This is a genomic window from Mesorhizobium sp. M1227, assembly GCF_040318315.1.
GTDB lineage: Bacteria > Pseudomonadota > Alphaproteobacteria > Rhizobiales > Rhizobiaceae > Mesorhizobium.
Map to the genome: position 1 here is coordinate 92,410 of NZ_JAMYLZ010000011.1, position 21,504 is coordinate 113,913.

At 62.5% G+C, this 21,504-nt stretch carries 21 protein-coding genes and 1 pseudogene; 7 read left to right on the top strand and 15 right to left on the bottom strand.

All coding sequences use genetic code 11. The annotated features are described in order from the left end of the window. Window position 1 precedes the first annotated feature (1 nt). The gene (locus NKH28_RS16015; protein ID WP_352979589.1) at window positions 2-973 is read right to left on the bottom strand and encodes an SDR family oxidoreductase; all 972 of its coding nucleotides are present in this window, start codon (window positions 971-973) and stop codon (window positions 2-4) included. A 62-nt stretch (window positions 974-1,035) separates the two neighbouring features. Beyond that, window positions 1,036-2,133, bottom strand: coding sequence for an FAD-dependent oxidoreductase (locus tag NKH28_RS16020; RefSeq protein WP_352979591.1), 1,098 nt, complete (start codon window positions 2,131-2,133; stop codon window positions 1,036-1,038). Window positions 2,134-2,213: 80 nt separating this feature from the next. Between NKH28_RS16020 and NKH28_RS16025 the strand changes: the two genes are divergently transcribed. Together NKH28_RS16025 and NKH28_RS16030 are read left to right on the top strand one after the other, a co-directional pair. Next, entirely contained in the window at window positions 2,214-2,576 is a 363-nt protein-coding gene (locus NKH28_RS16025; RefSeq protein WP_352979593.1) for a hypothetical protein, read from the top strand. A 93-nt stretch (window positions 2,577-2,669) separates the two neighbouring features. Next, a pseudogene (locus NKH28_RS16030) lies at window positions 2,670-3,119 on the top strand (cytochrome c3 family protein); the annotation flags it as partial. A 59-nt stretch (window positions 3,120-3,178) separates the two neighbouring features. On the opposite strand, the gene NKH28_RS16035 reads toward NKH28_RS16030, so the two are convergent. The 3 genes from NKH28_RS16035 to NKH28_RS16045 all read right to left on the bottom strand — a co-directional run bounded on the left by NKH28_RS16035 (window position 3,179) and on the right by NKH28_RS16045 (window position 6,212). After that, entirely contained in the window at window positions 3,179-3,466 is a 288-nt protein-coding gene (locus NKH28_RS16035; RefSeq protein ID WP_352449563.1) for a hypothetical protein, read from the bottom strand. A gap of 466 nt (window positions 3,467-3,932) precedes the next feature. Continuing rightward, the gene (locus NKH28_RS16040) at window positions 3,933-5,333 is read right to left on the bottom strand and encodes a phospholipase D family protein (protein ID WP_352539864.1); all 1,401 of its coding nucleotides are present in this window, start codon (window positions 5,331-5,333) and stop codon (window positions 3,933-3,935) included. 63 nt (window positions 5,334-5,396) lie between these two features. Next, the gene (locus NKH28_RS16045; RefSeq protein ID WP_502904272.1) at window positions 5,397-6,212 is read right to left on the bottom strand and encodes an endonuclease/exonuclease/phosphatase family protein; all 816 of its coding nucleotides are present in this window, start codon (window positions 6,210-6,212) and stop codon (window positions 5,397-5,399) included. 182 nt (window positions 6,213-6,394) lie between these two features. Between NKH28_RS16045 and NKH28_RS16050 the strand changes: the two genes are divergently transcribed. Beyond that, on the top strand, window positions 6,395-6,805 hold the full coding sequence (locus tag NKH28_RS16050) for a DUF427 domain-containing protein (RefSeq protein WP_352814075.1): 411 nt from the start codon (window positions 6,395-6,397) through the stop codon (window positions 6,803-6,805). A gap of 31 nt (window positions 6,806-6,836) precedes the next feature. Here the strand turns inward: NKH28_RS16050 and NKH28_RS16055 are convergent, their stop codons facing one another. From NKH28_RS16055 to ku, 4 genes are all read right to left on the bottom strand, one after another. Continuing rightward, window positions 6,837-7,253: an HD domain-containing protein gene (locus NKH28_RS16055; RefSeq protein ID WP_352539867.1), complete on the bottom strand. Its 417-nt coding sequence runs from the start codon at window positions 7,251-7,253 to the stop codon at window positions 6,837-6,839. A gap of 118 nt (window positions 7,254-7,371) precedes the next feature. After that, on the bottom strand, window positions 7,372-7,743 hold the full coding sequence (locus tag NKH28_RS16060; protein WP_352539868.1) for an avidin/streptavidin family protein: 372 nt from the start codon (window positions 7,741-7,743) through the stop codon (window positions 7,372-7,374). A gap of 75 nt (window positions 7,744-7,818) precedes the next feature. Beyond that, on the bottom strand, window positions 7,819-9,162 hold the full coding sequence (locus NKH28_RS16065) for a PAS domain-containing HWE histidine kinase family protein (protein WP_352979599.1): 1,344 nt from the start codon (window positions 9,160-9,162) through the stop codon (window positions 7,819-7,821). Between the two features lie 150 nt (window positions 9,163-9,312). Beyond that, window positions 9,313-10,146, bottom strand: coding sequence for a non-homologous end joining protein Ku (gene ku, locus NKH28_RS16070; protein WP_352979601.1), 834 nt, complete (start codon window positions 10,144-10,146; stop codon window positions 9,313-9,315). 125 nt (window positions 10,147-10,271) lie between these two features. Here ku and NKH28_RS16075 point away from each other — a divergent pair, with 125 nt between their 5' ends. Next, the gene (locus tag NKH28_RS16075) at window positions 10,272-10,736 is read left to right on the top strand and encodes an NUDIX hydrolase (RefSeq protein ID WP_352979603.1); all 465 of its coding nucleotides are present in this window, start codon (window positions 10,272-10,274) and stop codon (window positions 10,734-10,736) included. Between the two features lie 54 nt (window positions 10,737-10,790). On the opposite strand, the gene NKH28_RS16080 is transcribed toward NKH28_RS16075, so the two are convergent. After that, window positions 10,791-11,393 (bottom strand): alpha-ketoglutarate-dependent dioxygenase AlkB, encoded by a 603-nt coding sequence (locus tag NKH28_RS16080; protein WP_352979605.1) that lies wholly within the window; start codon window positions 11,391-11,393, stop codon window positions 10,791-10,793. A 111-nt stretch (window positions 11,394-11,504) separates the two neighbouring features. On the opposite strand from NKH28_RS16080, the gene NKH28_RS16085 reads away from it, so the two are divergent. Then, a complete protein-coding gene (locus tag NKH28_RS16085; protein ID WP_352473055.1) occupies window positions 11,505-11,720 on the top strand; it encodes a KTSC domain-containing protein in 216 nt (71 codons plus the stop codon). Between the two features lie 16 nt (window positions 11,721-11,736). Here the strand turns inward: NKH28_RS16085 and NKH28_RS16090 are convergent, their stop codons facing one another. Further along, a complete protein-coding gene (locus NKH28_RS16090) occupies window positions 11,737-12,918 on the bottom strand; it encodes an acetate/propionate family kinase (protein WP_352979607.1) in 1,182 nt (393 codons plus the stop codon). After that, on the bottom strand, window positions 12,918-15,329 hold the full coding sequence (locus tag NKH28_RS16095; RefSeq protein ID WP_352979609.1) for a phosphoketolase family protein: 2,412 nt from the start codon (window positions 15,327-15,329) through the stop codon (window positions 12,918-12,920). Before NKH28_RS16095 ends, NKH28_RS16090 begins: the two co-directional genes overlap by 1 nt. A 301-nt stretch (window positions 15,330-15,630) precedes the next feature. On the opposite strand from NKH28_RS16095, the gene NKH28_RS16100 reads away from it, so the two are divergent. Further along, on the top strand, window positions 15,631-17,631 hold the full coding sequence (locus NKH28_RS16100) for a protein-L-isoaspartate(D-aspartate) O-methyltransferase (protein ID WP_352979611.1): 2,001 nt from the start codon (window positions 15,631-15,633) through the stop codon (window positions 17,629-17,631). Window positions 17,632-17,679: 48 nt separating this feature from the next. Further along, entirely contained in the window at window positions 17,680-17,925 is a 246-nt protein-coding gene (locus NKH28_RS16105; RefSeq protein ID WP_023720508.1) for a hypothetical protein, read from the top strand. A gap of 117 nt (window positions 17,926-18,042) precedes the next feature. Here NKH28_RS16105 and NKH28_RS16110 read toward each other — a convergent pair whose 3' ends face one another. From NKH28_RS16110 to NKH28_RS16120, 3 genes are all read right to left on the bottom strand, one after another. Beyond that, entirely contained in the window at window positions 18,043-18,534 is a 492-nt protein-coding gene (locus NKH28_RS16110) for a DUF1772 domain-containing protein (protein WP_352539874.1), read from the bottom strand. Window positions 18,535-18,636: 102 nt separating this feature from the next. Next, on the bottom strand, window positions 18,637-20,175 hold the full coding sequence (locus NKH28_RS16115; protein ID WP_352473050.1) for a SpoVR family protein: 1,539 nt from the start codon (window positions 20,173-20,175) through the stop codon (window positions 18,637-18,639). Beyond that, window positions 20,175-21,497, bottom strand: coding sequence for a YeaH/YhbH family protein (locus NKH28_RS16120; protein ID WP_352539876.1), 1,323 nt, complete (start codon window positions 21,495-21,497; stop codon window positions 20,175-20,177). Before NKH28_RS16120 ends, NKH28_RS16115 begins: the two co-directional genes overlap by 1 nt. Window positions 21,498-21,504: the final 7 nt, after the last annotated feature.

Below are 21,504 nucleotides of genomic sequence, written 5' to 3' on the forward strand. Positions count from 1 at the left end.
GTCAGTAGCCGCCCACGATCGGCAATATCTCGCCGGTGATGTAGCTCGAGCAGTGCGGCGAGGCGAGGAACACGTAGGCCGGCGCGATCTCCTCCGGCTGGGCCGGCCGTTTCATCGGCGTGTCAGCGCCAAATTTCGAAACATCGCCGGCTTCCTTGTCCGAGGGGTTGAGCGGCGTCCAAACCGGGCCTGGCGCCACGGCGTTGACCCTTATGCCCTTCTCGACAAGGTTGCCTGAGAGCGCGCGGGTGAAGGCATGAATGCCGCCCTTGGTCATGGAGTAATCGACCAGTTGCTTCGAGCCCTCGATGCCGGTCACTGAACCGGTGTTGATGATCGCCGAACCGGGTTTCATGTGCGGCACGGCCTCCTGCGCCATGTGGAAATAGCCGTAGAGGTTGGTCTTCAGCGTCGTGTCGAAATGCTCCTCGGTCAGCTCGCTGAAATCGCTGGAGTGGATCTGGAAGGCGGCGTTGTTGACCAGCACGTCGATCCGCCCAAACTCCTGCACGATCTCAGCCACCGCGTTGTGGCAGTGGTTGCGTTCGCTGACGTCGGCCTTGATCAGGATGCAGCGCCGGCCTTCCGCTTCGACGGCCCTTTTGGTATCTTTGGCGTCCCTATCCTCCGAGAGATAGACGATCGCCACATCGGCGCCTTCACGCGCATAGAGCACGGCCACCGCACGGCCGATGCCTGAATCGCCGCCGGTAATGACGGCCACTTTGCCGTCGAGCTTTTTCGATCCGATATAGTACGGCGCATCGTAAAGCGGCGCCGGCTCGATCGCCCATTCATGCCCCGGCTTCGGCTGGTGCTGCTCGGGGAAGGGCGGCTCGGGATATTTGCGGGCACCGGCCTGCATGGCGCCTTTTTGCCTGCCATTGGATTTGGACTTGTCCTTCTCGTCGATCCGGCGCTGGATGTGCCGTTGCTTGGCGGCCTCGCCGGCGACTTCCGATTTCATCTGCATGGTCATCTCCCTGGCTTGAAACCCAACAACGCATGTCCGGCGAAAAGGTTTATGCGACCACGTCATTCCTTGAGCCCGGCGACACGCTCCAGCAGCGGCCGTTGCAGCAGCGGCAGATGGCCGACGACGCTGAAGGCTGCGTTCCTGACGCCTTGCATGATGCCGTTGTCCGATTGGGCCAGCGACAGGATGCGCTCGCTGAGCGTGATCCACCGTTGCCCCACCGGGTGGCGTTCGCTTGTGTAGCCGGCAAGCGTGCCGTCGACGAAACGCCTGGCGAATGACGCGGCGTCCTCGATGCCGAGATTCATGCCGCGCGCGCCCAGCGGCGAATGCACATGCGCGGCATCGCCTCCCAGGAAGACGCATGCGGTTTGATAGCGCGGCGCCTGTCGTACCGGAATATGGAAGCGGTCGGCCCGCAACAACCGCGTGATCCGGTAATTGCCGGGGATGCGCGCCAACGCATCCTCGCTGTTTGAAACCGCGCGATAGCGCTTCTCGCCGATCGGGATGATAAAACCGACGTCGCCGTTCCTGTGAAGAAATGCGTGGGCGGCCATCGGCTCATAGGGCCAATCGTCGATGTCGGCGTCGGCAATGCTCCATCGCCGCCGATGCGTGTAGCCATCGAAGCCGATGCCGATGGCATCACGCACCGTGCTTTGCGCACCGTCGGCTCCGAAGACAAGGTCGAAACTTGCCTCGTCACGGCCGTCTGGCGCCTCGATCCGCACCTCGGCCCGGCCTTTGTGCTCGGCCATCCTGACAAATGTGCTTCGCCATTCGACGTCGACGCCGAATCCCTTGAGCGTGTCGGTCATCAGCGATTCGGTGTCGCGCTGCGGCAATGACAGCAGAAAATTATGGCGGTGCGGCAGGATCGAGAAATCGATCTCGCCGAGTGCTCGTCCTTCGAAGTAGAAACGGGCTCGACGAATTTTCAATCCCTCGGCGAGCAACCGGGCAGCGACTTTGGACGGTTCAAGGACGTCCAGGCTATGCGAACTGATGCCGACCGCCTTGGCGAGCGGCGTAGGGCCTTCCTTGCGGTCGATGACGCGAGGTGCAATGCCGCGCCTTGCCAGTTCGACTGCCGCCGTCAGCCCGGTCGGGCCGGCGCCGACGATCAGGATGGAAGCGTCCCGCGAAGCCGTCATCGTCGGGCGTCAGCTTTTTGGCAGTGCGTAGGCAATGATGGCGTCGCCGATCCTGGTCTCCATAAAATGGTGGCTGCCGGGTGCAAGGGTCGCCAGCCAGGTCAGGACGTAAGCCATACACCGGCGGCATTGCCGGCAAGCAGCAGGCTGCCGGCGGCCAGCAGGGCGATCCCGGCGGGCAGATAGTACTAGGATCCGCCCAGCGCGATCAGCCAGGCACCACCCCCTCCGATCAGCAGGCCGAGGATCGTCAGCAGCGCGCCGACGAACATCGTCCACCAGAAGGCAACGCCGGACCGGCGAATGGGATGGGGTGGGGGATGGTCATGATCATGATGCTTATCCGGGTGAAACAGAACGTGACCTCATCCGAACGTATGGACGGTTCGATGGTTTCCGATCAGCCCGACCAGATGGGCCAGGGCGGGGTAACCATTCTGTGATCTCCGCTGCCCCAGCCGGAACTTACCCACGCAGCCGCAGTTAGGGGTTTTGGGGGGTGAATACGGTTTGCTGGATGCGAAATCGGCGAGGGAATGCCGCAGGTCTTTTCAAGGAGCGCCAACGGCATTTCACGCTTCGCTCTGTGGGGCGCGTGTTTCATGGCGATCTTTGCGGCTCTCGGCGGTACCGCCGTCTTGCGTTCGGACTTCCTCACCGGCGTTGGCCGGCCGTTGGCGCAACCAGTGCCGTTCAGCCACAGGCACCATGTCGGCGAGCTCGGCCTCGACTGCCGTTATTGCCATAGCGGCGTCGAGACTGCGTCATCGGCGGGTCTGCCGGCGACCGAGGTGTGCATGACCTGCCATTCGCAGCTGTTCACCAACGCGGACATGCTGGCGCCGATACGGGCAAGCCTTGCTTCCGGGCAGCCATTGCAGTGGCAGCGGGTGAACAGTGTCCCCGACTTCGTCTATTTCAATCATTCGATCCATATCGCTAAAGGCGTCGCCTGCGAGACGTGCCATGGCGAGGTCGACGACATGATCGGACAATAGGCCGAAGCGGCGCACCTCGTGATGCCTTGCCTGCGCTCGGACCGGCCTCATACGGCCCGCTTTTGCCCGGCCGCCAGCGTAGAAATCTTTTGGCCGTGGCCGTTGAGTTGCCGGGCCTCGTCCTCGGCTGCGTCTTCAAGCTTGGCGACGAGCAGGTCCTTGAGGTCGCCGACCTCTTCCTCGATGTCTTCGATGGGTACGCCGGCATCGGCAGCCTCTTCCTTGCATTCCCTGGCGAGGATTTCCGCCTCCCTTTCAAGCTTGATCGGAGGCGGCGGCACATGAACGTTTTCGTGGATCCAGTCCTGCAAGAATTCTATCGCACTATCACTCATGGCGCTCACCTATAGCGGCAACCTGTAGTGCACATTAACGTACGTGCTGCAAAATGGATGCTTGGCAACGCCGGATTTCGAATAGCGATACTTGACGATAGCGTGATCGCAGTAGGGGATAGAGCTTCTGCAGCCAAATGGATTATCGGCGTCGCGGAAATGCGGCTAGCCAGACAGTCGGAGCGGGATCATTCTGCCCTTAGGACGTATTGCGCCGCCGCGCCGGTGCTGCTCGATTAGGATCGCCTGACGGCCGAACAGCGTCATCCGCAGCAGCCGGTCGTGCCGGCCACTCGGCGGCGCGGTCGCCGCGCATTTTGCGTTTATGCGCCATCCAGAACGGCAAGAGCTCAGCAAGAAAACTGTATATCGTGGTCTTCATCGGCATGCTCCGGACACGGGTTACAACTCGTGATCCCCGAGTTCCGTTCCGACAAAGAGTTCCGTTCCGACAAATCCGTCGCTTCTACAATTGCGATTCGATCGGCAGGCACCCGACCAGCGCTGCAACGATGCGCCGATAGAGACTGGCCTCCGGTTCACGCGAATATTGCCGCATCTCGCCATCCGCCATGCCGAGCCACCGCAAGGCGCCTTTGTCCAGGACCAGCTGATAGCTCGTCTGCGGTGACTTTTCGTGCTCGAACAGCCGGCGCAACTCCATCACCAGATTGGTATCATGGAAAAGCACGCCCATTTCCGCATTCAACGACACCGAACGCGGATCGAAATTGAAGGAGCCGACAAACCCGAGCGTATCGTCGACCGTGAAGGCCTTGGTGTGGAGGCTGGCTCCCTTTGAACCGAAAACGGAAATGTTGGCCTGGCGGTCGAAGGGCTGCAATTCGAAAAGCTGGATACCTTTTTTAAGCAGCTTGCGGCGGCATTTGGCATAGGCGCCGTGCACGGCGGCGACGTCCGTCGCGGCGAGCGAGTTGGTCAGGATTGCAACCTTGACGCCACGATCCACCAGCTTCGACAGGATGGCCAACCCGGTGCGGCTGGGGATGAAATAGGGCGAGATAATTTCGAGGCGCTGCCTGGTCGCCGCGATAGCGGGAAGCAGCTCTTTGGTCAGCCAGTTCCTGCGCCGCTTGCCGCGCACCTTTTCCGGCGGATCGGAAATGACGCGAACGCCTTTCGTCCAGCAGACGTCGCTCTGCGCTGCAATGAACTCCGTGATCGTGCGCCAGGCACTGAGGCTGTTCAAAAGCTGGCCGTCTGCGGTCGCATCGAGATTGTCGAGGAAATCGGCGCGCGAGCCCACCGCAGCCGGGTTGAGCAGCTGGATCGGCTTTGCCGCCTCGCAATTCCAGAACGCCTCGAATATCTGCATCGTCTGCCCTACGGCAGGACCGAGAAGCAACAGGTCGAGATCGCGAAAATTCGTCTCCGCAGCGTCGAAATAGGCATCGCCGATATTTCTTCCGCCGACGATGGCCAAGCCCTCATCGGCGATCCAGGCCTTGTTGTGCATGCGGCGGGTCATCGCAAACAGCCGGGCGACCATCTCCAGCGAGCGAAAGATGCTGCCGTTCCTCATGCCGCTGGGGTTGAACAGCCTCAGCTCGATGTTCTTGTAGCTGTTGAGCGCCAGGTAAGCAGCGTCGCTGTTGCGCGGATTGATATCGTCCAGCAGCATGCGGACGCGGACACCGCGCTCCGCCGCCTTGACGACCTCCTGCATCAGCAGCCGGCCGCTATGGTCGTCGTGCCAGAGATAGTACATCAGGTCGAGGCTGCTTGTGGCACTGCGCGCAGCAAGGATTCGCGCGGCAAACGCGTCATAATTGTCGGCGATCAGCAGCAGCCCGCTATTGCCGGCAGCGATCTTGTCCCGGGCAAACCGCGAGATGGCTGTATCCATGAAGTGCACCGATAAACATCAGCGAAGCAAACCGTCTGAAATCTGACTAACAACCCTTCAGGTTCATTCTGGTTGCAGCCGCGGCTGCCGTATCGCGTCCAGGTTCAGCCGGGCCTTGATCGGCAGATGATCGGAAGCCCGCTGCGCCAGCGGCGTCTTGTGCACCTCGATGCTGGAAATCAGGTGCGGCGGCCTGGCCAGGATGCGGTCGAGCGCAAACAGCGGAAAGCGCGACGGAAAGCTCGGCAGAACCGCATCGATCGGACCGAAATGCGGCAGCAGGGCCAGCAGCGAAGACCTGTTGCGGACGCGCCATTCGTTGAGGTCGCCGAGCAGGATTGTTGGCCGCAGAACCGGGTGCGTGGCTTCGACAAGTGCGTTGACTTGCTGCGAGCGCGAGCGCCGCAGCAAGCCGAAATGCGCGGCTATGATCCTGAGCGAGACGCCCTTCAGCTCCAGGTCCGCGATGACCGCGCCGCGCGGCTCGAGGCCGGGCAGCCGGATCTGGTTCACGCTTTCGACCACGCCGCGCCGCGCCAGGATCAGATTTCCGTGCCAGCCATGGCTGCGGCGGTTTTCCGGGACATGGGTGGGGACGAGGTCGCTGTCCCGCTCGAGCGCCGCGAGATCCAGCAATCCCTGCCTGCTTCCGGTTCTTTCGTCGGCCTCCTGCAAAGCAATGATGTCGGCGTCGAGTTCCTTGACCACGGCCGCGACCCGCTCCGGATCGAACCTGCCATCGGTGCCGACGCATTTGTGCACGTTGTAGGATGCGACCGTGGTGCACGAAATTTCATTGCCGGGTGCCGTAAACCGCGGCACTTCCCTTCGCAGCGCAGCGCCAAGCGACCTTGGAAGGGTAGGCGATCGATCCAGCATGTTATCCATTTGCTGTTGAGTCGGTGAGTGGCGGCCATTGCGATTATGGCGCGTGCGGAGGTCTGAAACAACGACGACCTTGCAGAACCGTTCCACCATCCGGGCTCGGCGCGCCGGCGGTCTGGAACCCTGACGGGCAACAACACGTTTCGGAAAGGCAGCGCAGTCAACGGAGAAGTCGAATGCAGTCCTTAGCCGCAGATTCCGCCCCCCGCCCAGGCCCGCTCAGGATTGTCCCGTTCGATGGAACCGTGACCGTCCGGTTCTCCGATGCCATTATTGCGTCGAGCGAGCGGGCAAAGGTGCTCTATGAAGACGGCCATGATCCTGTTTTCTACATACCCTTCGAGGACATCTATTTCGACCTTCTGGAGAAGACGAACACGACGAGCCACAGCCCGCTGAAGGGCACGGCAAGCTATTGGCGGGTTCATGCGGTCGGTTCGTCGGCAGAAGACTTCATGTGGGCCTACGAGACGCCCGACACCCCGGCATTGGCGATCGCCCGCCACGGTGCGTTCGATCCCGGCAGGGCGCGGATCGAGGCCGATCCCGCGGAAGACAAGCGGCACACACCGCACGTCACCGAGTAGACCCACATCGGCGACAGCCGCCAGCGGTCCGTCAGCTCGCGAACTCTTCTCTGAGGATGCGCAGGCCGTCTTCGTATTTCGCCGTCGAGGCCCCGATCTGCCGTGCCTGCCATAGATTGTCGGCAAGATCGGCGCGCTTGACAGGCAACGCCAGCGGGTTGGCCGCAGCCCTGCGAACGAACGCGGCATCGTCCTCGTTCGGCAGCCGCGTCATGGCGTCGACGGCAGACACGATGGACGGCCCGAACCCGGCCGCCTCAAGCCGGTCGCGGTTCCAGCCGTCGCCTTTTTCGATGACGTCGTGAAGATAGGCGATAGCTTTCTGGTCGAGCGTTTCGACGGCATCGACGAGCCGGCGGCAATGTTCGATATATGGCCGCCCTGTCTTGTCCGCCTGCCCGGCATGAGCCTGTTCGGCGATTTTCGCTGCGCGATAAAGCACGCTCATTGGGTCGACCCCGTAACGAACAGAGCATGTCCTGGCGCACCAACGCGCCATCGTCGGTGCGAGTTCCTACGCGCCGCGGCACCCTGCTGCCTCACTTGCGAGCGGCGGGCGCGAGGCGTCAGGACACGCGTTCAAAACTGTCGAGGCTGGTTCCAAAGGCGCGCCAGGCGGGCAGTTTCCTGGCTCGGGCCGGGGCACCTTCCTTTTCCGCCGACAAAGCGGCATCCGCAACGGTGTGCCACAGCATCTCCAGCTTCCCATCCCTGAGAATGCCGGTATAGCTCACCGCTGCGGCTCCGACCCGCCCTTCGGCCGCGCAAGTGAAGCCGATGACATCTCCATGGCAGGCTCCGAACAGCGGCACGGTCATGCCGAAAAAGGCGCTGTCCTCCAGCGCCGTCCTGAAGGTTCCGCTGATCCGTCCGCCCTCTTCGCTGGTCAGTTCGACCACCGACCCGTACTGGTTTTGCCAGATGCCCAGCCAACTCATCGCTGCTCCTCCTGATTGCCTCCATGGGGATTGTGCTGCCACACGGCCGCCAAGCCGCGGCCGGTGTAGCGGCCTTCAATCAGCCGCGATGCCAGCCATCGACATCTGAACGAAGCGCAGCGGCGCTTCCAGCGTCCAGGTGATGCCGTGCCTGGCGAATTCCAGGCGGCCGGTGCCACTGAGCGCCTGCGGCGTGACGCGTTTGAGCACAACCGTTCCGAACCCGCGTCGCGTGTTTTCATCCACCAATGGCCCGTCCAGTTCCCGCCAGACAAAGCGGAAGCCATCGCTGCCGTCGGCGGCTGGCGTCACGGTCCATTCGACCTCGACCCGTCCGTCATGGTGCGACAGCGCTCCGTGCTTTACCGAATTCGTGGCCAGCTCGTGAAAGGCAATGCCGAGATATTGCACCGCGTTCGGCTGCAGCATGATCATCGGCCCGCTCATCGACAGACGGGCCTGTGTCGCGAAGGCCTTGGTCTGGGCATGGATCAGTTCGCCGATAGTCGCCCCACGCCATTCGGCATCGACCAGCAGATCGTGCGATTCCGATAGCGCCATGATGCGTTCCCGGACCTGTGAAAGGAAAGCCTCTGGCGTCCCCGCCAGCTTGCTGGTCTCGCGGATCATCGAGACGATCACCGAATATTGGTTTTTGACGCGGTGGTTCACTTCGCGCATGAGTGTGCGGATGCGCCGTTCGCTCTCCTTGTGCGGGCTGATGTCGCGCGCGATCTTGGAGGCGCCGATGATACGCCCAATGCCGTCGCGTATCGGCGAGATGGTGAGCGAAACCGGTACCAGGGTGCCGTCCTTGCGCTGCCGGATAGTCTCGTATGAAGGAATCCGTTCGCCGGCGCGAATGCGGCTGATGATCATGGCTTCCTCATCCAGGTGGTCGGGCGGGATGAGGATCGTCACCGGGCGCCCGATCGCCTCGGCGGGCGTGTAGCCGAACAGGCGTTGTGCCGCGTCGTTCCAACTGGTGATAATGCCGTTCAGGTCTTTCGACACGATCGCGTCCATCGAGGATTCGACGATGGCAGCGAGCCTTATGCCGGCGTCGTCAGCCAGCGCCTGGGTGCGCAGGTCGAGCAGGGTGTTGATAGCGCCGACGACCTCACCGCGCACATTGCGAAGCAGGACCGGGTGCGCGCTGAACGGGATGAACTGGCCGTCCGGCCGCTCGGCGATCGCCCGGCCCCCACGAACGTCCCGCTCCTCCAGCAAGGCAACGGCCATCGGACATTCGTCATGCGCCATCGGTCGCCCATCAAGGTGGCGAAGCTTCCATGAACCGCACCAGCGGTCCTGGCCAAGCATCGGACGATGTCCCCAGAGATCGGCAGCGGCTTCGTTGAAGAAGGTGATGTAGCCTTGTTTGTCGGTAGTGTAGACGGCCACAGGCAACGCCTGCATCAGATCGGCGGAGGAAACTTGCGGGATTCCGCCAGTCCTTAGTTCAACGACGTCCACCAGTCCCCCGCTCCGCTTGGCTTGCCGACGGATTGCTACGTCATCTAAATGCGCGCGAGCGTTTTCGGTTCCGTTCGATCCGCTTTCGGACATTCAGGCTGATTTGCGTTTCGGGGCCGCTCTCGGCTTTTTGCTGGGAGCCTTGCCCCCTTCCTGCGCCAGGCTTTTGCGCAGAACATCGGCGAGATTGATGACGTTCGTCTTGGGCTCAGGTGCCGGCTTGGGCGGTTTCTTGCCCTTGCGCTTGGCCTCGATCATTGCAACCAGCGCCTTTTCATAAGTATCGTCGAACTTCGACGGGTCGAATTTGGCCGGCTTCTTGTCGATCAGCAGTTGCGCGATTTCCAGCATCTCGGGATCGACCTTGCGAGCCTTCAGCCCTTCGAACACCGCGTCCGCCGCGACCACTTCATTGTGGTTGCGTAGTTCCGTCATTACCATGCCCTTGCCAAGCGGCTGGATCAGCACCTCTCGGCCACGCTGGTACAGCACGACGCAGGAGCGGGCTGCCACTTTCTTCCTGGCCATGGCGTCCCGGATCACCGCGAAAGCCTCCGTGGAGGGCGCGTCGGCCGGAACCAGATAATAGGGTTTTTCGAGGTAGCGTGCGTCGATTTCGGCGGCGGGCACGAACTCGCCGATCTCGAGCGTATGCTGCGATACCATCTTCAGTTTCTTGATTTCGTCCGGCTCTATATGGATGAACTCGCCCTTTTCGACCTCATAGCCTTTTACCTGCTCCGCCGCCTCGACCGTGTCGCCGGTCTCCTCGTCGATATAAGCGCTCTTGACCGGGAGACCGTCCTTGCGGTTCAGGATCCTGAAATGCACTTTCTCGGCCTCGCTGACGGCGCCGATGATCTTGACGCCACAGGAAACCGATCCGACTTTCATAAAGCCCTTCCAGGCAGCTCGCGGCGTCGCCATGTCGATCACTCATTTGTCGAACGGACGGAACGGCTGCGCACGGAAATCGTTCCGCAGGCTGCTCCACATGCCGGCCCGGACGTTTGTGTCATTTTCGTCAGGGGAATAGCGGGGGGAATAGCGGAATGGCCCAACGCAGCGCAGGGTTGCTGATTTATCGCCGAAGCGAAGGCCGTCTCCAGGTCTTGCTGGTGCATCCTGGCGGCCCATTCTGGGCGAAGAAGGACGACGGCGCATGGTCGATCCCGAAGGGCTTGGTCGACGAGAACGAGGACGAGCTGGCGGCGGCAAAACGCGAGGCCGAAGAGGAACTCGGCGTCGCCATCGATGGAGTTTTCGAACGCCTTGGCAGCTACCGGCAGCCGGGCGGCAAGCTCGTCACCGCATGGTGCGTCGAAGCGGACTTCGACAGCGACGCCATAAACAGCAACACCTTCGTCATGGAATGGCCGCCGAGGTCCGGCTCGATGAAGGAATTCGCCGAAGTCGACAGAGCGGGCTGGTTCTCCCTGCCTGAAGCCAACCTCAAGATCCTGAAAGGCCAGCGCGCCATGCTGGCGGACTTTGCCGGTCGGCATGGCGACGGATGAATTTGTTTCAGCCCAGTTCTTAAGGGCAGTGCTCGGGCTTGCTCCCGCTCTGCTTTAAGCGCGTTGCGGCCGCAGCGTGCGCAACGTGATCGAATAGCGGTGCTCGGCAACCGGCGGAATGCTGTGCTCCCATTCGTTGCGCGCAGCACCCGTCATCAGATAGGCCGATCTTGGATCGACGGTGACCGTCTTGCGGTCCCATCGCGTGCCGTTTTTCCGGCGCAGGCGGAAGCTGCAGGCGGCCAGCAGCGAAACGCCGGCGACCGCCTCGAAATGAGGCTTGTCGCGGTGCCAGCCGATACCGGCGCCCGGCCGGTACTCATTGATCAGCACCTGCACGAAGGTTTCGGCGGGCAAGCGGGCAAAGGCTGCAACCTTTTCCCTGAGCGGCAGCAGAAAGCCGGGTATTGGCGGCGCCTCGACGACTTCGCGCCGGTCGTAGTCATAACGCAGCCCAAAACCGACGACCCGCCGGTTTGCCAGATGGCCATAGAAGTCGAAGGGCTGAAAAGGCAGGGTTGCGAGCTGGCTCGCCAACGCTGCCTCCTCGTCCGGCGTGATCACTTCGGGCTGGTAGCGGAATCCTTCCGGCAGGTCGTCGGCGGCGGCAAAGAGATCGCCCTGGCGGGCTGCAGCCGATGTCTTGAGCGGTGGCATCAACCGTATTTGGTGAAGCCGGCCCGTAGCGGCAAGGCTGCTCCGGCAGGAAGGAACCTCGCTCTCCGTGCAGGGTTATTCACACGACGGCGTGGATTGGACCTGTTGAGAATGCCTTCAACTGCGATCAGAAGCATCGATTACCAGCCGGCGACGAGGGTACTCTCCGTATGGTTCGTCCCGAGCGGAAACCGCTATGATTACGAGGACGTGCCGCCGCAGGTCCACGCGGCATTCCGCAAAGCCTCGTCGAAGGGCCGGTTCTTCAACGCGCATATTCGCGACCGGTACAAATACCATCTGGTCGAGCAGAGCCATTCGAGCTGAGCCGAGGCCATCCGCCTCAGCCGGGCCCCTCCATCACCTTGCGCGTGTGGCGGGCGATCACACCTTCCTCGTCGGTCGCCACGACGCGGACTTCCACTTTGCTCTCCGCCTGGCTCATCAGCGCGGCATGAGAGCTGTTGGCGGCCTCGTCGATCGCCACGCCGAGCCAGCCAAGCCTGCCGCAAATCGCTTTGCGGGCCCGGGCAGAGTGCTCGCCGATGCCGCCGGTGAACACCAGGCATTCGAGGCCACCCAGCGTGTTGGCGAGGGCGGCAACTTCCCTGGCGGCGCGGAAGGCGAAAAGCTCCACCGCTTCGCGGGCCCGGCGGTCGTCGCTGGCCTCCAGCGTGCGCATGTCGCCGGAAATGCCGGACACGCCGAGCAGGCCGGATTCCTCATAGAGCATGTCTTGCAGCGCCTGTCCCGAAAGGCCTCTTTCCAGTAGCAGGTACAAAAGCACGCCCGGATCGATGGCGCCGCAGCGTGTGCCCATGACCAGGCCATCAAGCGCCGAAAAGCCCATCGTCGTATCGACGCTTCGCCCGTCGCGCATGGCGCACAGGCTCGCCCCGTTGCCGAGATGGGCGACGATGGTTCTTTTCGCCGCCAGATCGGGCGATATCTGCTTGAGCCGGCCGGCAACATATTCGTAGGAAAGCCCGTGAAAGCCGTAGCGGTGGATGCCGTCCGCCTCGTAGCGGCGCGGCAGCGCAAAACGGCTGACCAGAGGCTCGATGGTCCGATGGAAGGCCGTGTCGAAGCATCCGACCTGCGGCAGGTCGGGCCGCAGCGCGGCAAGCGCCCGGATTGGTGCGAGGCTGCGTGGCTGGTGCAATGGCGCAAGCGGGGTCAGCCTATCGAGAGCCTCGATAATTGTCGGCGTCAGGCGGACAGGTTCGACGAACTCGCGTCCGCCATGGACGATGCGATGGCCGGCGGCGATGAGTTTCCTTCCGCCAAGTTCGTTCTCGATCCACTGCAGCATCTGGCCGATGCCCATGTCGCGTGATGCGTCCGCGGCAAGTGGCCGATCGCACTGCAGCTCGCCATCGGCGGCTTTCGCGGTCAGCCTTGGCGCATCGCCCAGATCCAGCGAACCGCGCGAGGCAAGATCCGGCTCGGCGGACGCTGCAAGGTCGTAAAGTCCGAACTTGATGCTGGACGAGCCGGTATTCAACGCAAGGATCGATCGTCGCATCAATCGCCGGCCCTCGTCGCGCCGTCCTGTGGCCAGGACCATTTCTGGATCTCGGGCATGTCCTCGCCATGTTCGCGGACATAGGCCGTATGCTCAGCCAATTTCCCATGCAGCGCCGCGGCAAGCTCCTTCGCCCGCTCGGCCAGCCCCGGCACGCGCGCGATCGCAGCGAGTGCCAGATGATAGCGGTCGAGCCGGTTGAGCACGACCATGTCGAACGGCGTCGTCGTCGTGCCTTCCTCGCGAAAGCCGTGCACATGCATGTTGTCGTGATTGGCGCGCCGGTAGGTCAGACGGTGAATGAGATAGGGGTAGCCGTGATAGGCGAAGATGACCGGCTTGGCCCTGGTGAACAGTGCGTCGAATCTGTCGTCGGCAAAGCCATGCGGATGCTCGGAATTCGACTGCAAGATCATCAGGTCGACGACATTGACGACGCGGATCTTCAGGTCCGGAATGCCCGAGCGCAGGATGTCGGCTGCGGCAAGCGTCTCCAGTGTCGGCACGTCGCCGGCGCAAGCCAGGACCACGTCCGGTTCTTCGCCCTTGGCAACCGTCCCGGCCCATTCCCAGATGCCGGCGCCGGCCTGGCAGTGCGCTTCCGCGTCCTCGGCCGACAGCCATTGCGGCGCCGGCTGCTTGCCGGCGACGATGACGTTGATGCGGTTATAGGTTTTCAGGCAATGGTCGGTGATCCACAGCAGCGTGTTGGCGTCGGGCGGGAAATAGAGCCTGACCGTGTCGGCCTTCTTGTTGGCGACGAAATCGGCAAAGCCCGGGTCCTGATGGCTGAAGCCGTTATGATCCTGCCGCCAGACATGCGAGGTCAGCAGGTAGTTGAGTGAGGCGATCGGCTTGCGCCAGGCAAGCTCGCCGGAGGTCTTCAGCCATTTGGCATGCTGGTTGACCATGGAATCGACGATGTGGACGAACGCCTCGTAGCACGAGAACAGGCCATGGCGGCCGGTCAGCAGATAGCCCTCCAGCCAGCCTTGGCAAAGATGCTCGCTGAGCACTTCCATGACGCGACCGTCACGGGAAAGATGGACGTCGTAGGGCTCGATCCGCTCCATCCAGACCCGGTCCGTAACCTCGAACACGTCGTCGAGGCGGTTGGAGGACGTCTCGTCCGGTCCCATCAGCCGGAAATTCCTGGCATCGGCGTTCAAGCGGATCACATCGCGAAGATAGCTTCCGACGGTCCGCGTCGCCTCTCCGACAGCACCGCCCGGACGCTGTACGTCGAGCGCCAGGCCTTTCCAGTCGGGAAGCACCAGGTCTTGTTTCAGCAGGCCGCCATTGGCGTAGGGGATTGCGCCCATTCGTCTTGGTCCTGTTGGCGCAAGCGCAGCGAGCTCCGCCAGGAGATGGCCGCCTTTGTCGAACAGTTTTTCCGGCTCGTAACTGCGCATCCAGTCTTCCAGGATCTGGCGGTGCGCCGCATCGCCGCGTGCATTCGACACCGGCACCTGGTGCGAACGCCAGAAATCCTCGACTCGTCTGCCGTCGACCTCTTTCGGCCCGGTCCAGCCCTTTGGGCTGCGCAGCACGATCATCGGCCACAGCGGCCGGTCTCCCTTCCAGCCCGCGGCTCGTGCCGGCTCCTGGATGGAGTGGATCCGGTCGAGCACCGTATCGAGCGTGCGGGCCATCTCGCGATGCATCGCGGCAGGTTCATGACCTTCGACAAAAAAGGTTTCGTAGCCATAGCCGAGGAACAGGCTGCGCAACGCCTCGTCTTCCATGCGGCCGAGGATCGTCGGGCTGGCGATTTTGTAGCCGTTGAGATGCAGGATCGGCAGGACGGCACCATCGGATGCCGGGTTCAGGAACTTGTTGGAATGCCAGGCCGCGGCGAGCGGGCCGGTCTCGGCCTCGCCGTCGCCGACGACGCAGGCAACGACAAGGTTCGGATTGTCGAAGGCGGCGCCGAAGGCATGGACCAGCGCATAGCCGAGTTCTCCGCCTTCGTGGATCGAGCCGGGCGTCTCCGGAGCCGCGTGGCTCGGCACTCCGCCGGGAAACGAGAACTGCCGGAACAGCTTTCGCAGGCCGTCTTCGCCCCTGCCGACCTCGGGATAGATCTCGCTGTAGGTGCCCTCGAGCCAGGTGTTCGCGACCATTGCCGGGCCGCCGTGACCCGGACCGCAGATGAACAGGACATCGAGACCACGTTCACGGATAATCCGGTTCAGATGCACATAGATGAAATTGAGGCCCGGCGTCGTGCCCCAATGGCCGAGCAGCCGCGGCTTGATGTGCTCGGGCCGCAAGGGCTCGCGCAAGAGCGGATTGTCGAGCAGATAGATCTGGCCAACCGAGATGTAGTTCGCGGCGCGCCAGTAGCGGTCCATCAGATCGATCTGGTCAAGGCCGGTCGTATGCGCAGCGGTGCGGGCCTCGTCGTTCATGGAAATGCCTCCGGAATACACTCGTCCGTCGTTATCTGGAGTGGCGTCGCGTCGGAGAAAGGATTTGCCTCGAAATAAGTTTGGGCGGCGCGGCCGGCGCCCGCTTGTCGATCCTGCAACGCGCCTCGCCAGACAAAAGCGAGTCGGTCTTTTGGGGAACCTCGGGGCTTGCCAACGGTTAGGAAGATGCACCGCATTGCTTGAATCCAAGGGGACCGCCGAGGCCCTGAGATATGAGCCGGCCGAAGTGCCGTTGAGCAGCTTGGGCGATTGCAGCGGAAGCCCTAGGAGGAGCAGAAAGATGCTCGATCTCTCCCATGCCCGCAACCAAATGGTCGATATCCACCTGAGCCGCCGTGGCATTCGCGACCGCAATGTCCTTCAGGCGATGCGCGAGGTCCCGCGCGAGGCTTTCGTCGAGCCTGGTTTCGAAGAATTCGCCTATGAGGACGGGCCGCTGCCGATCGCCGAAGGTCAGACGATATCGCAGCCCTATATCGTTGCGTTCATGATCGAAATGGCGGAGGTCGGAGCCGGTGACCACGTCCTCGAGGTCGGCACCGGATCAGGCTATGCGGCTGCCGTGATGAGCCGTATCGTCGAACGCGTCTACACGATCGAGCGCCACGCCGCGTTGGCCGAAACGGCGAGGCAACGGTTCAAAAAGCTCGGCTACGACAATATCGAAGTCCGCACCGGCGATGGCACCAAGGGCTGGCCAGAGGCGGCACCCTTCGATGCGATCCTGGTTGCGGCCGCCGGACCCGGCGCACCGCTCGCCCTGCAGGAACAGCTCGACGTCGCTGGTCGGCTTGTCATCCCGGTCGGCGATGAATTCGACTCGCAGCGCCTGCTCAAGGTCACCCGTACCGGCGCCGCAACCTACACCGAAGAGGATTTCGGCGGCGTGCGGTTTGTTCCGCTGATCGGCGAGCAAGGCTGGGGCGAGCCAGGCAGCGACAGCCAGATAGCGGCCGATCTTCCGCACCGGCATCAGCGCAGAAGCAGCCTGCCGCGGATGATAGCGGCCGCCGCCGAACCGCTTCCGGATTTCGACGATCCGGCCTTCGGTGCGCTGTTCGACCGGTTTGCCGACCGCCGCGTCGTCTTGCTCGGCGAAGCCAGCCACGGCACGTCGGAGTTCTACCGTGCGCGCGCCGCGATCACTCGCAGGCTGATCGAGAAGCATGGCTTCACCATCGTCGCGGTCGAGGCCGACTGGCCCGATGCCGCGGCGATCGACCGTTACGTCCGCCATCGGCCGCCGCGGCCAGGCGCCGCGCCGCCCTTCCAGCGCTTTCCCACCTGGATGTGGCGCAACACCGACGTCGCGGCGTTCGTCGACTGGATGCGAGTGCGTAATGAGCGGATCAGCAAATCCTCCCGGCGGGCCGGATTCTATGGCCTAGACATCTACAATATGGGCGGATCGATTGCGGCGGTCCTGCAATATCTCGACCGGGTCGATCCGCAGGCGGCGAGGATCGCGCGCGAACGCTATGGCTGCCTGACGCCGTGGCAGAACGACCCGGCCACCTATGGCCGTGTCGCACTCACTTCCGGTTACCAGAAATGCGAGAAGGCCGTGCTCGAGCAATGCCGGGAACTGCTTTCCAGAGAGCTCGACTATGCGCAGCAGGACGGTATCGATTTCCTCGACGCCACCCAGAACGCCCGCCTGGTCGCCTCCGCCGAGCGTTATTACCGCACCATGTATTATGGCGGCGCGCAGTCCTGGAACCTGCGCGACACCCACATGTTCGAAACGCTGGAGCACCTGCTGCAGGCCCGCGGCCCGAATGCCAAGGCGGTGGTGTGGGCACATAATTCCCATATCGGCGATGCCCGCTATATCGAAATGGGGATCGTCAGGGACGAACTGAATATCGGCCAGCTCTGCCGCCAGCGTTTTGGCGACGAGGTTGCCTTGATCGGGCTCAGTACGCATTCCGGGACGGTGGCCGCCGCCACCGACTGGGACGGCGACATGGAAGTGAAACCGGTTCGGCCCTCCCACAACGACAGCTATGAGCGGCTTTGCCACGACAGCGGCGTCTCGCCTTTCCTGCTCGACTTCGAGCGCGACGATACGCTGCGCGAACGGCTTCTGGAGCGCCGGCTGGAACGCTTTATCGGCGTCATCTACCGGCCCGAAACCGAGCTCCACAGCCATTATGCGGACGCCTCGCTCGCCCGCCAGTTCGATGCTTTCGTCTGGTTCGATGAAACCAGTGCCGTGACGCCGCTTGGGCCGGAACATGCGGGGACAGGCCTTCCCGAGACCTATCCTTTCGGGCTGTAGCGAATTTGGACCCTGGGAAAGCGGAAAATCAAAAGAAGGAGGTCACCGATGGCCGGAAAAAAGACTCATGAGCAGCAATTGCGCATCATCGAAGAGCGCGAGAACACCAAAAACGCCGGCAAGGATTTCGACGCGGAAGCGGATTTGAAAAAGACCAGGCAAGAGCGCGAGGCGTTCCGGCGCGGTGCCGAGCTCAGATCGGACCCGAAGGATATTGCCGATCCCGACGATCGCAACATCATCCGCGGCGAGCACCAGGAAAGCGCCCACAACAAGCATCGCGCCGACCGCTGAACGGCCGGATCGCTTGACGTTAAGACAATACGGCGCCGGCTCCGTTCCCTGATCTGACGGATGCAGCGTTCGTGGCCGCAAAATTGGCGGACGAGGGCGCCGTCTTGATCCCTGGAGCTATTCGGCAAAAAATGTCGCGGCGACAGCAATTGAGACGAGGCTCAGCATCGCCAGGCCTGCCCTGGCGACATGCGAAGCCTCCCAGACGTTGCGCAAATCTCTCCAGTCGCCGGTCTGCTTTCGAGAGAACATTGAAAAGAACGTCGCGGCGGATTTCGGCAGGGCAGTGTCTTGCACCCAGAAATTATTGACGGGGTGCGTGACCAACCAATAGGTCGCGTGCTCCGCCAGCAGGAAGACAAGCGCCGCCAAGGTCCACCAGAATCGGGCGCTTGGATAGGGCGTCAAGTAAAGCAGGACGGCGAGTGCAATGATGCCGCCGATCTCGGCGAACCCGCCGATCGTGAAGCCGGGATAGTAGATCGCCTGCACTGATCTGTAGGTGGCCTCCTTGAGGCGCAACTTGCCGGGCAATTCCAGAGCGTGCGCGAGCGAGAGCGCCATCGAGACGGCGACCAGCAGAAGCGTGGCGATCGTCAATGCGCGCATGTTCCTGCTCCCGACCATGCCCTCGTGGTGCGCGCGTAGATAGGGTGGTTGGTGATCCGGTAAAGGCAACGACACCCGACTTCGCCGGCAAGTCCGGTTCGGTCATTCCCCGATCTGGCTGGTCGACCGTTCGTGGACTGTGGCGCCGGTCTGCGCGTCGACCGCGACCATGCTGACCTCGTAGCCCCAGAGCTTGCGGATATGCCGCAGTGTGGCGTCGCGGCTGCCGCCTTCCAGCACTATGCCGTCCTTGACCTTATGCTGCAGGCGCAGATGCCGGTCGCCGAGCAGGTCCACGTCCACCACCTGGATGTCCGGCCGGCTGGCGCCGATATCGTAGCTGTGGGCGAGTGCGGCGCGGATGCTCTCGTAGCCGCGCTCATTGTGTATCGAGGCGACTTCGTAGTGCGGATCGTTGGCCGCATCGGCAAGCACAAAGAACCGCCATTTCCGGATCAGGGTAGGGCTCAGATACTGGCGGATGAAGGACTCGTCGCGATGGTTGGCCCAGGCGTCCAGCAGGGTCTGGCGCCAGTCGCCATTGCCGGCGATATCGGGAAACCAGTCGCGGTCCTCGGCGGTCGGCGCGGTCGAGATGCGCTGGATGTCCTGCATCATGTCGAGGCCCAGCGCGTAAGGGTTGATACCGGAAAAGCGCGGATCGTCGAAGCCCGGCTGGAAGATCACATTCGAATGGTTGCGCAGGATCTCCAGCATGGCACCTTCGCCGATCAGGCCGCGGTCGAACAAAAGGTTCATCAGCGTGTAATGCACGAAGGTGGCGCAGCCCTCGTTCATCACCTGCGTTTGGCGCTGCGGATAGAAATACTGCGCGATGACGCGGACAATCCGGATGACCTCACGCTGCCAGGGTTCCAGGATCAGGCTGTTCTTCTCCAGGAAATAAAGCAGGTTTTCCTCGGGCAGCTTGAGCGATTTCTTGCGTTCCGCCATGATGTCCGTCTCGCGGGGCTTGGCGCCGTCCTTCGAAGGCGGCAGCGTGCGCCATAGGTCATTGTAGGAACGCTCCTCGTATTCCAGGCGCTCGCGAACGCCCTCGCGCTGCTTTTCCGACGACAGCTTCGGCGGCCGGTGATATCTGAACACGCCCTGCTCCATCAGCGCATGTGCGGCATCGAGGATCTCTTCCACCGCATCGACGCCATGCCGCTCCTCGCAGCGGGCAATGTAACCCTTGGCGAAGTCGAGATAACTGAGGATGGCGCTGGCGTCCGTCCACTGCTGGAACAGATAATTGTTCTTGAAGAAATGGTTATGGCCGAGTGCCGCGTGCGCCGTCACCAGGGCCTGCAAGGCCATGGTGTTTTCTTCCATCAGATAGACGATGCAGGGATTGGAATTGATGACGAGTTCATAGGCAAGCCCCCGTCCGCCTTTGCGATACAGCAATTCCTGGTAGAGGTAGTGCTTGCCGAAGGACCAGTGCCGGTACATCAGCGGCATGCCGACCGAGGAATAGGCGTCGAGCATCTGTTCGGACGAGATTATCTCCATCTGTACCGGATAGACGTCGAGGTGGAGCTCTTCGGTGGCGATCGCCTCGATGGTCTCGTAGGCGCGCGACAGCGTCCTGAAATCCCAGTCGGAACCGGAAAACAACAACCCGGATCTGCTCGCCATCAGCCCCCTCTTTCACCGCTCTTTTGATAACCCGGCTGTCTGGCGAAGAGCTGGCGGAAAACCGGGTAGATGTCGGCCGCCGTGGCGATGCGGCTCATCTGGAAGTTCGACCACCTCAGCTTGACCGCACTGTAGGCACGCCACAGCGACGTGCCGTTGTCGGTGGCGCCGAAGATGTGGCTCTCGCGCTCGTCGAGGATCTCGACGTAGGCAAAATACTGGCAAAGCCGCATGATCTGTTCGTCGAGCAGGGTGATGCAGCGCTCCGAATCGGTGACGAAATTGTCGCCGTCCGAGGCCTGGGCGACATAGATGTTCCATTCGCGGCTGGGATAGCGCTGCTCGACGATGCGGTGCATCTCCTCGAGCGCCGTGGAAACCACCGTGCCGCCGCTCTGGGTGTTGTAGAAAAAGGTCTCCTCGTCCACCTCCTGCGCCTCGTGCGTGTGGCGGATGAAGACCACCTCGGTCCGGTCGTAGCGCCGTTTCAGGAACAGGTGCAGCAGCACGAAGAAGCGCTTGGCCAGATCCTTCTCGCGTTCGCCCATCGAGCCGGACACGTCCATCAGGCAGAACATCACCGCATTGGCATTCGGCACCGGCTGGGCGTCGAAGCGGTTGAAGCGGATGTCGACCGGGTCGACATAGGCGATTCGCTTGCGGCGGCGCTCCAGTCGCTCAAGCTCTTCCTGCAGCGCCACGATGCGCTGGCGCATCTCGGCGTTCTGCGGCTTCGCCTCCAGCGACGTGATCTCCTGCGCGATTGCGTCGAGTTCCTCCTGCTTCGGGCGCCTGAGTGCTATGCGGCGGCCATGGCTGTTGCGCATCGTGCGCCCGACATTGATGTTGGTCGGCGAGCCGGTCGCGGCGAAGCCGGCCCGGCGCGGCTTGAAAGCGAGGATCTCCTTGAGGTTGAGCTTGACCATGTCCGGCAGTTCGAGGTCTTCGAAAAAGAGGTCGAGAACCTCTTCGCGCGACAGCACGAAACGGAAATCGTCCTCCGATTCGGTTCTTCCCGGGGCTGATCCCATGCCGCCGCCCTGGCCAGGCTTGGGCAGCCGGTCGCCTGGGGTGAAATGCTTGTTGCCGGGCAGGACGTGCTGGCGGCTGCCGCTGTTCCTGGCATCATTGAAGCTCGGCTCGCCGGTACCCCGCGCCGGCATCGAAACGGCATGCTCGGCGTCCACGTCGGCGATCTTGCCGGCGCGGATCTGATCGCGGATGGTGCGCTTCAACTCTTCGCGCGCCCGCCGCAGGAAACGCTGCCGATTGCCGAGGCTTTTGTCCTTCGGGTTCAGTCGGCGATCAATGAAGATCGGCATATGTTAC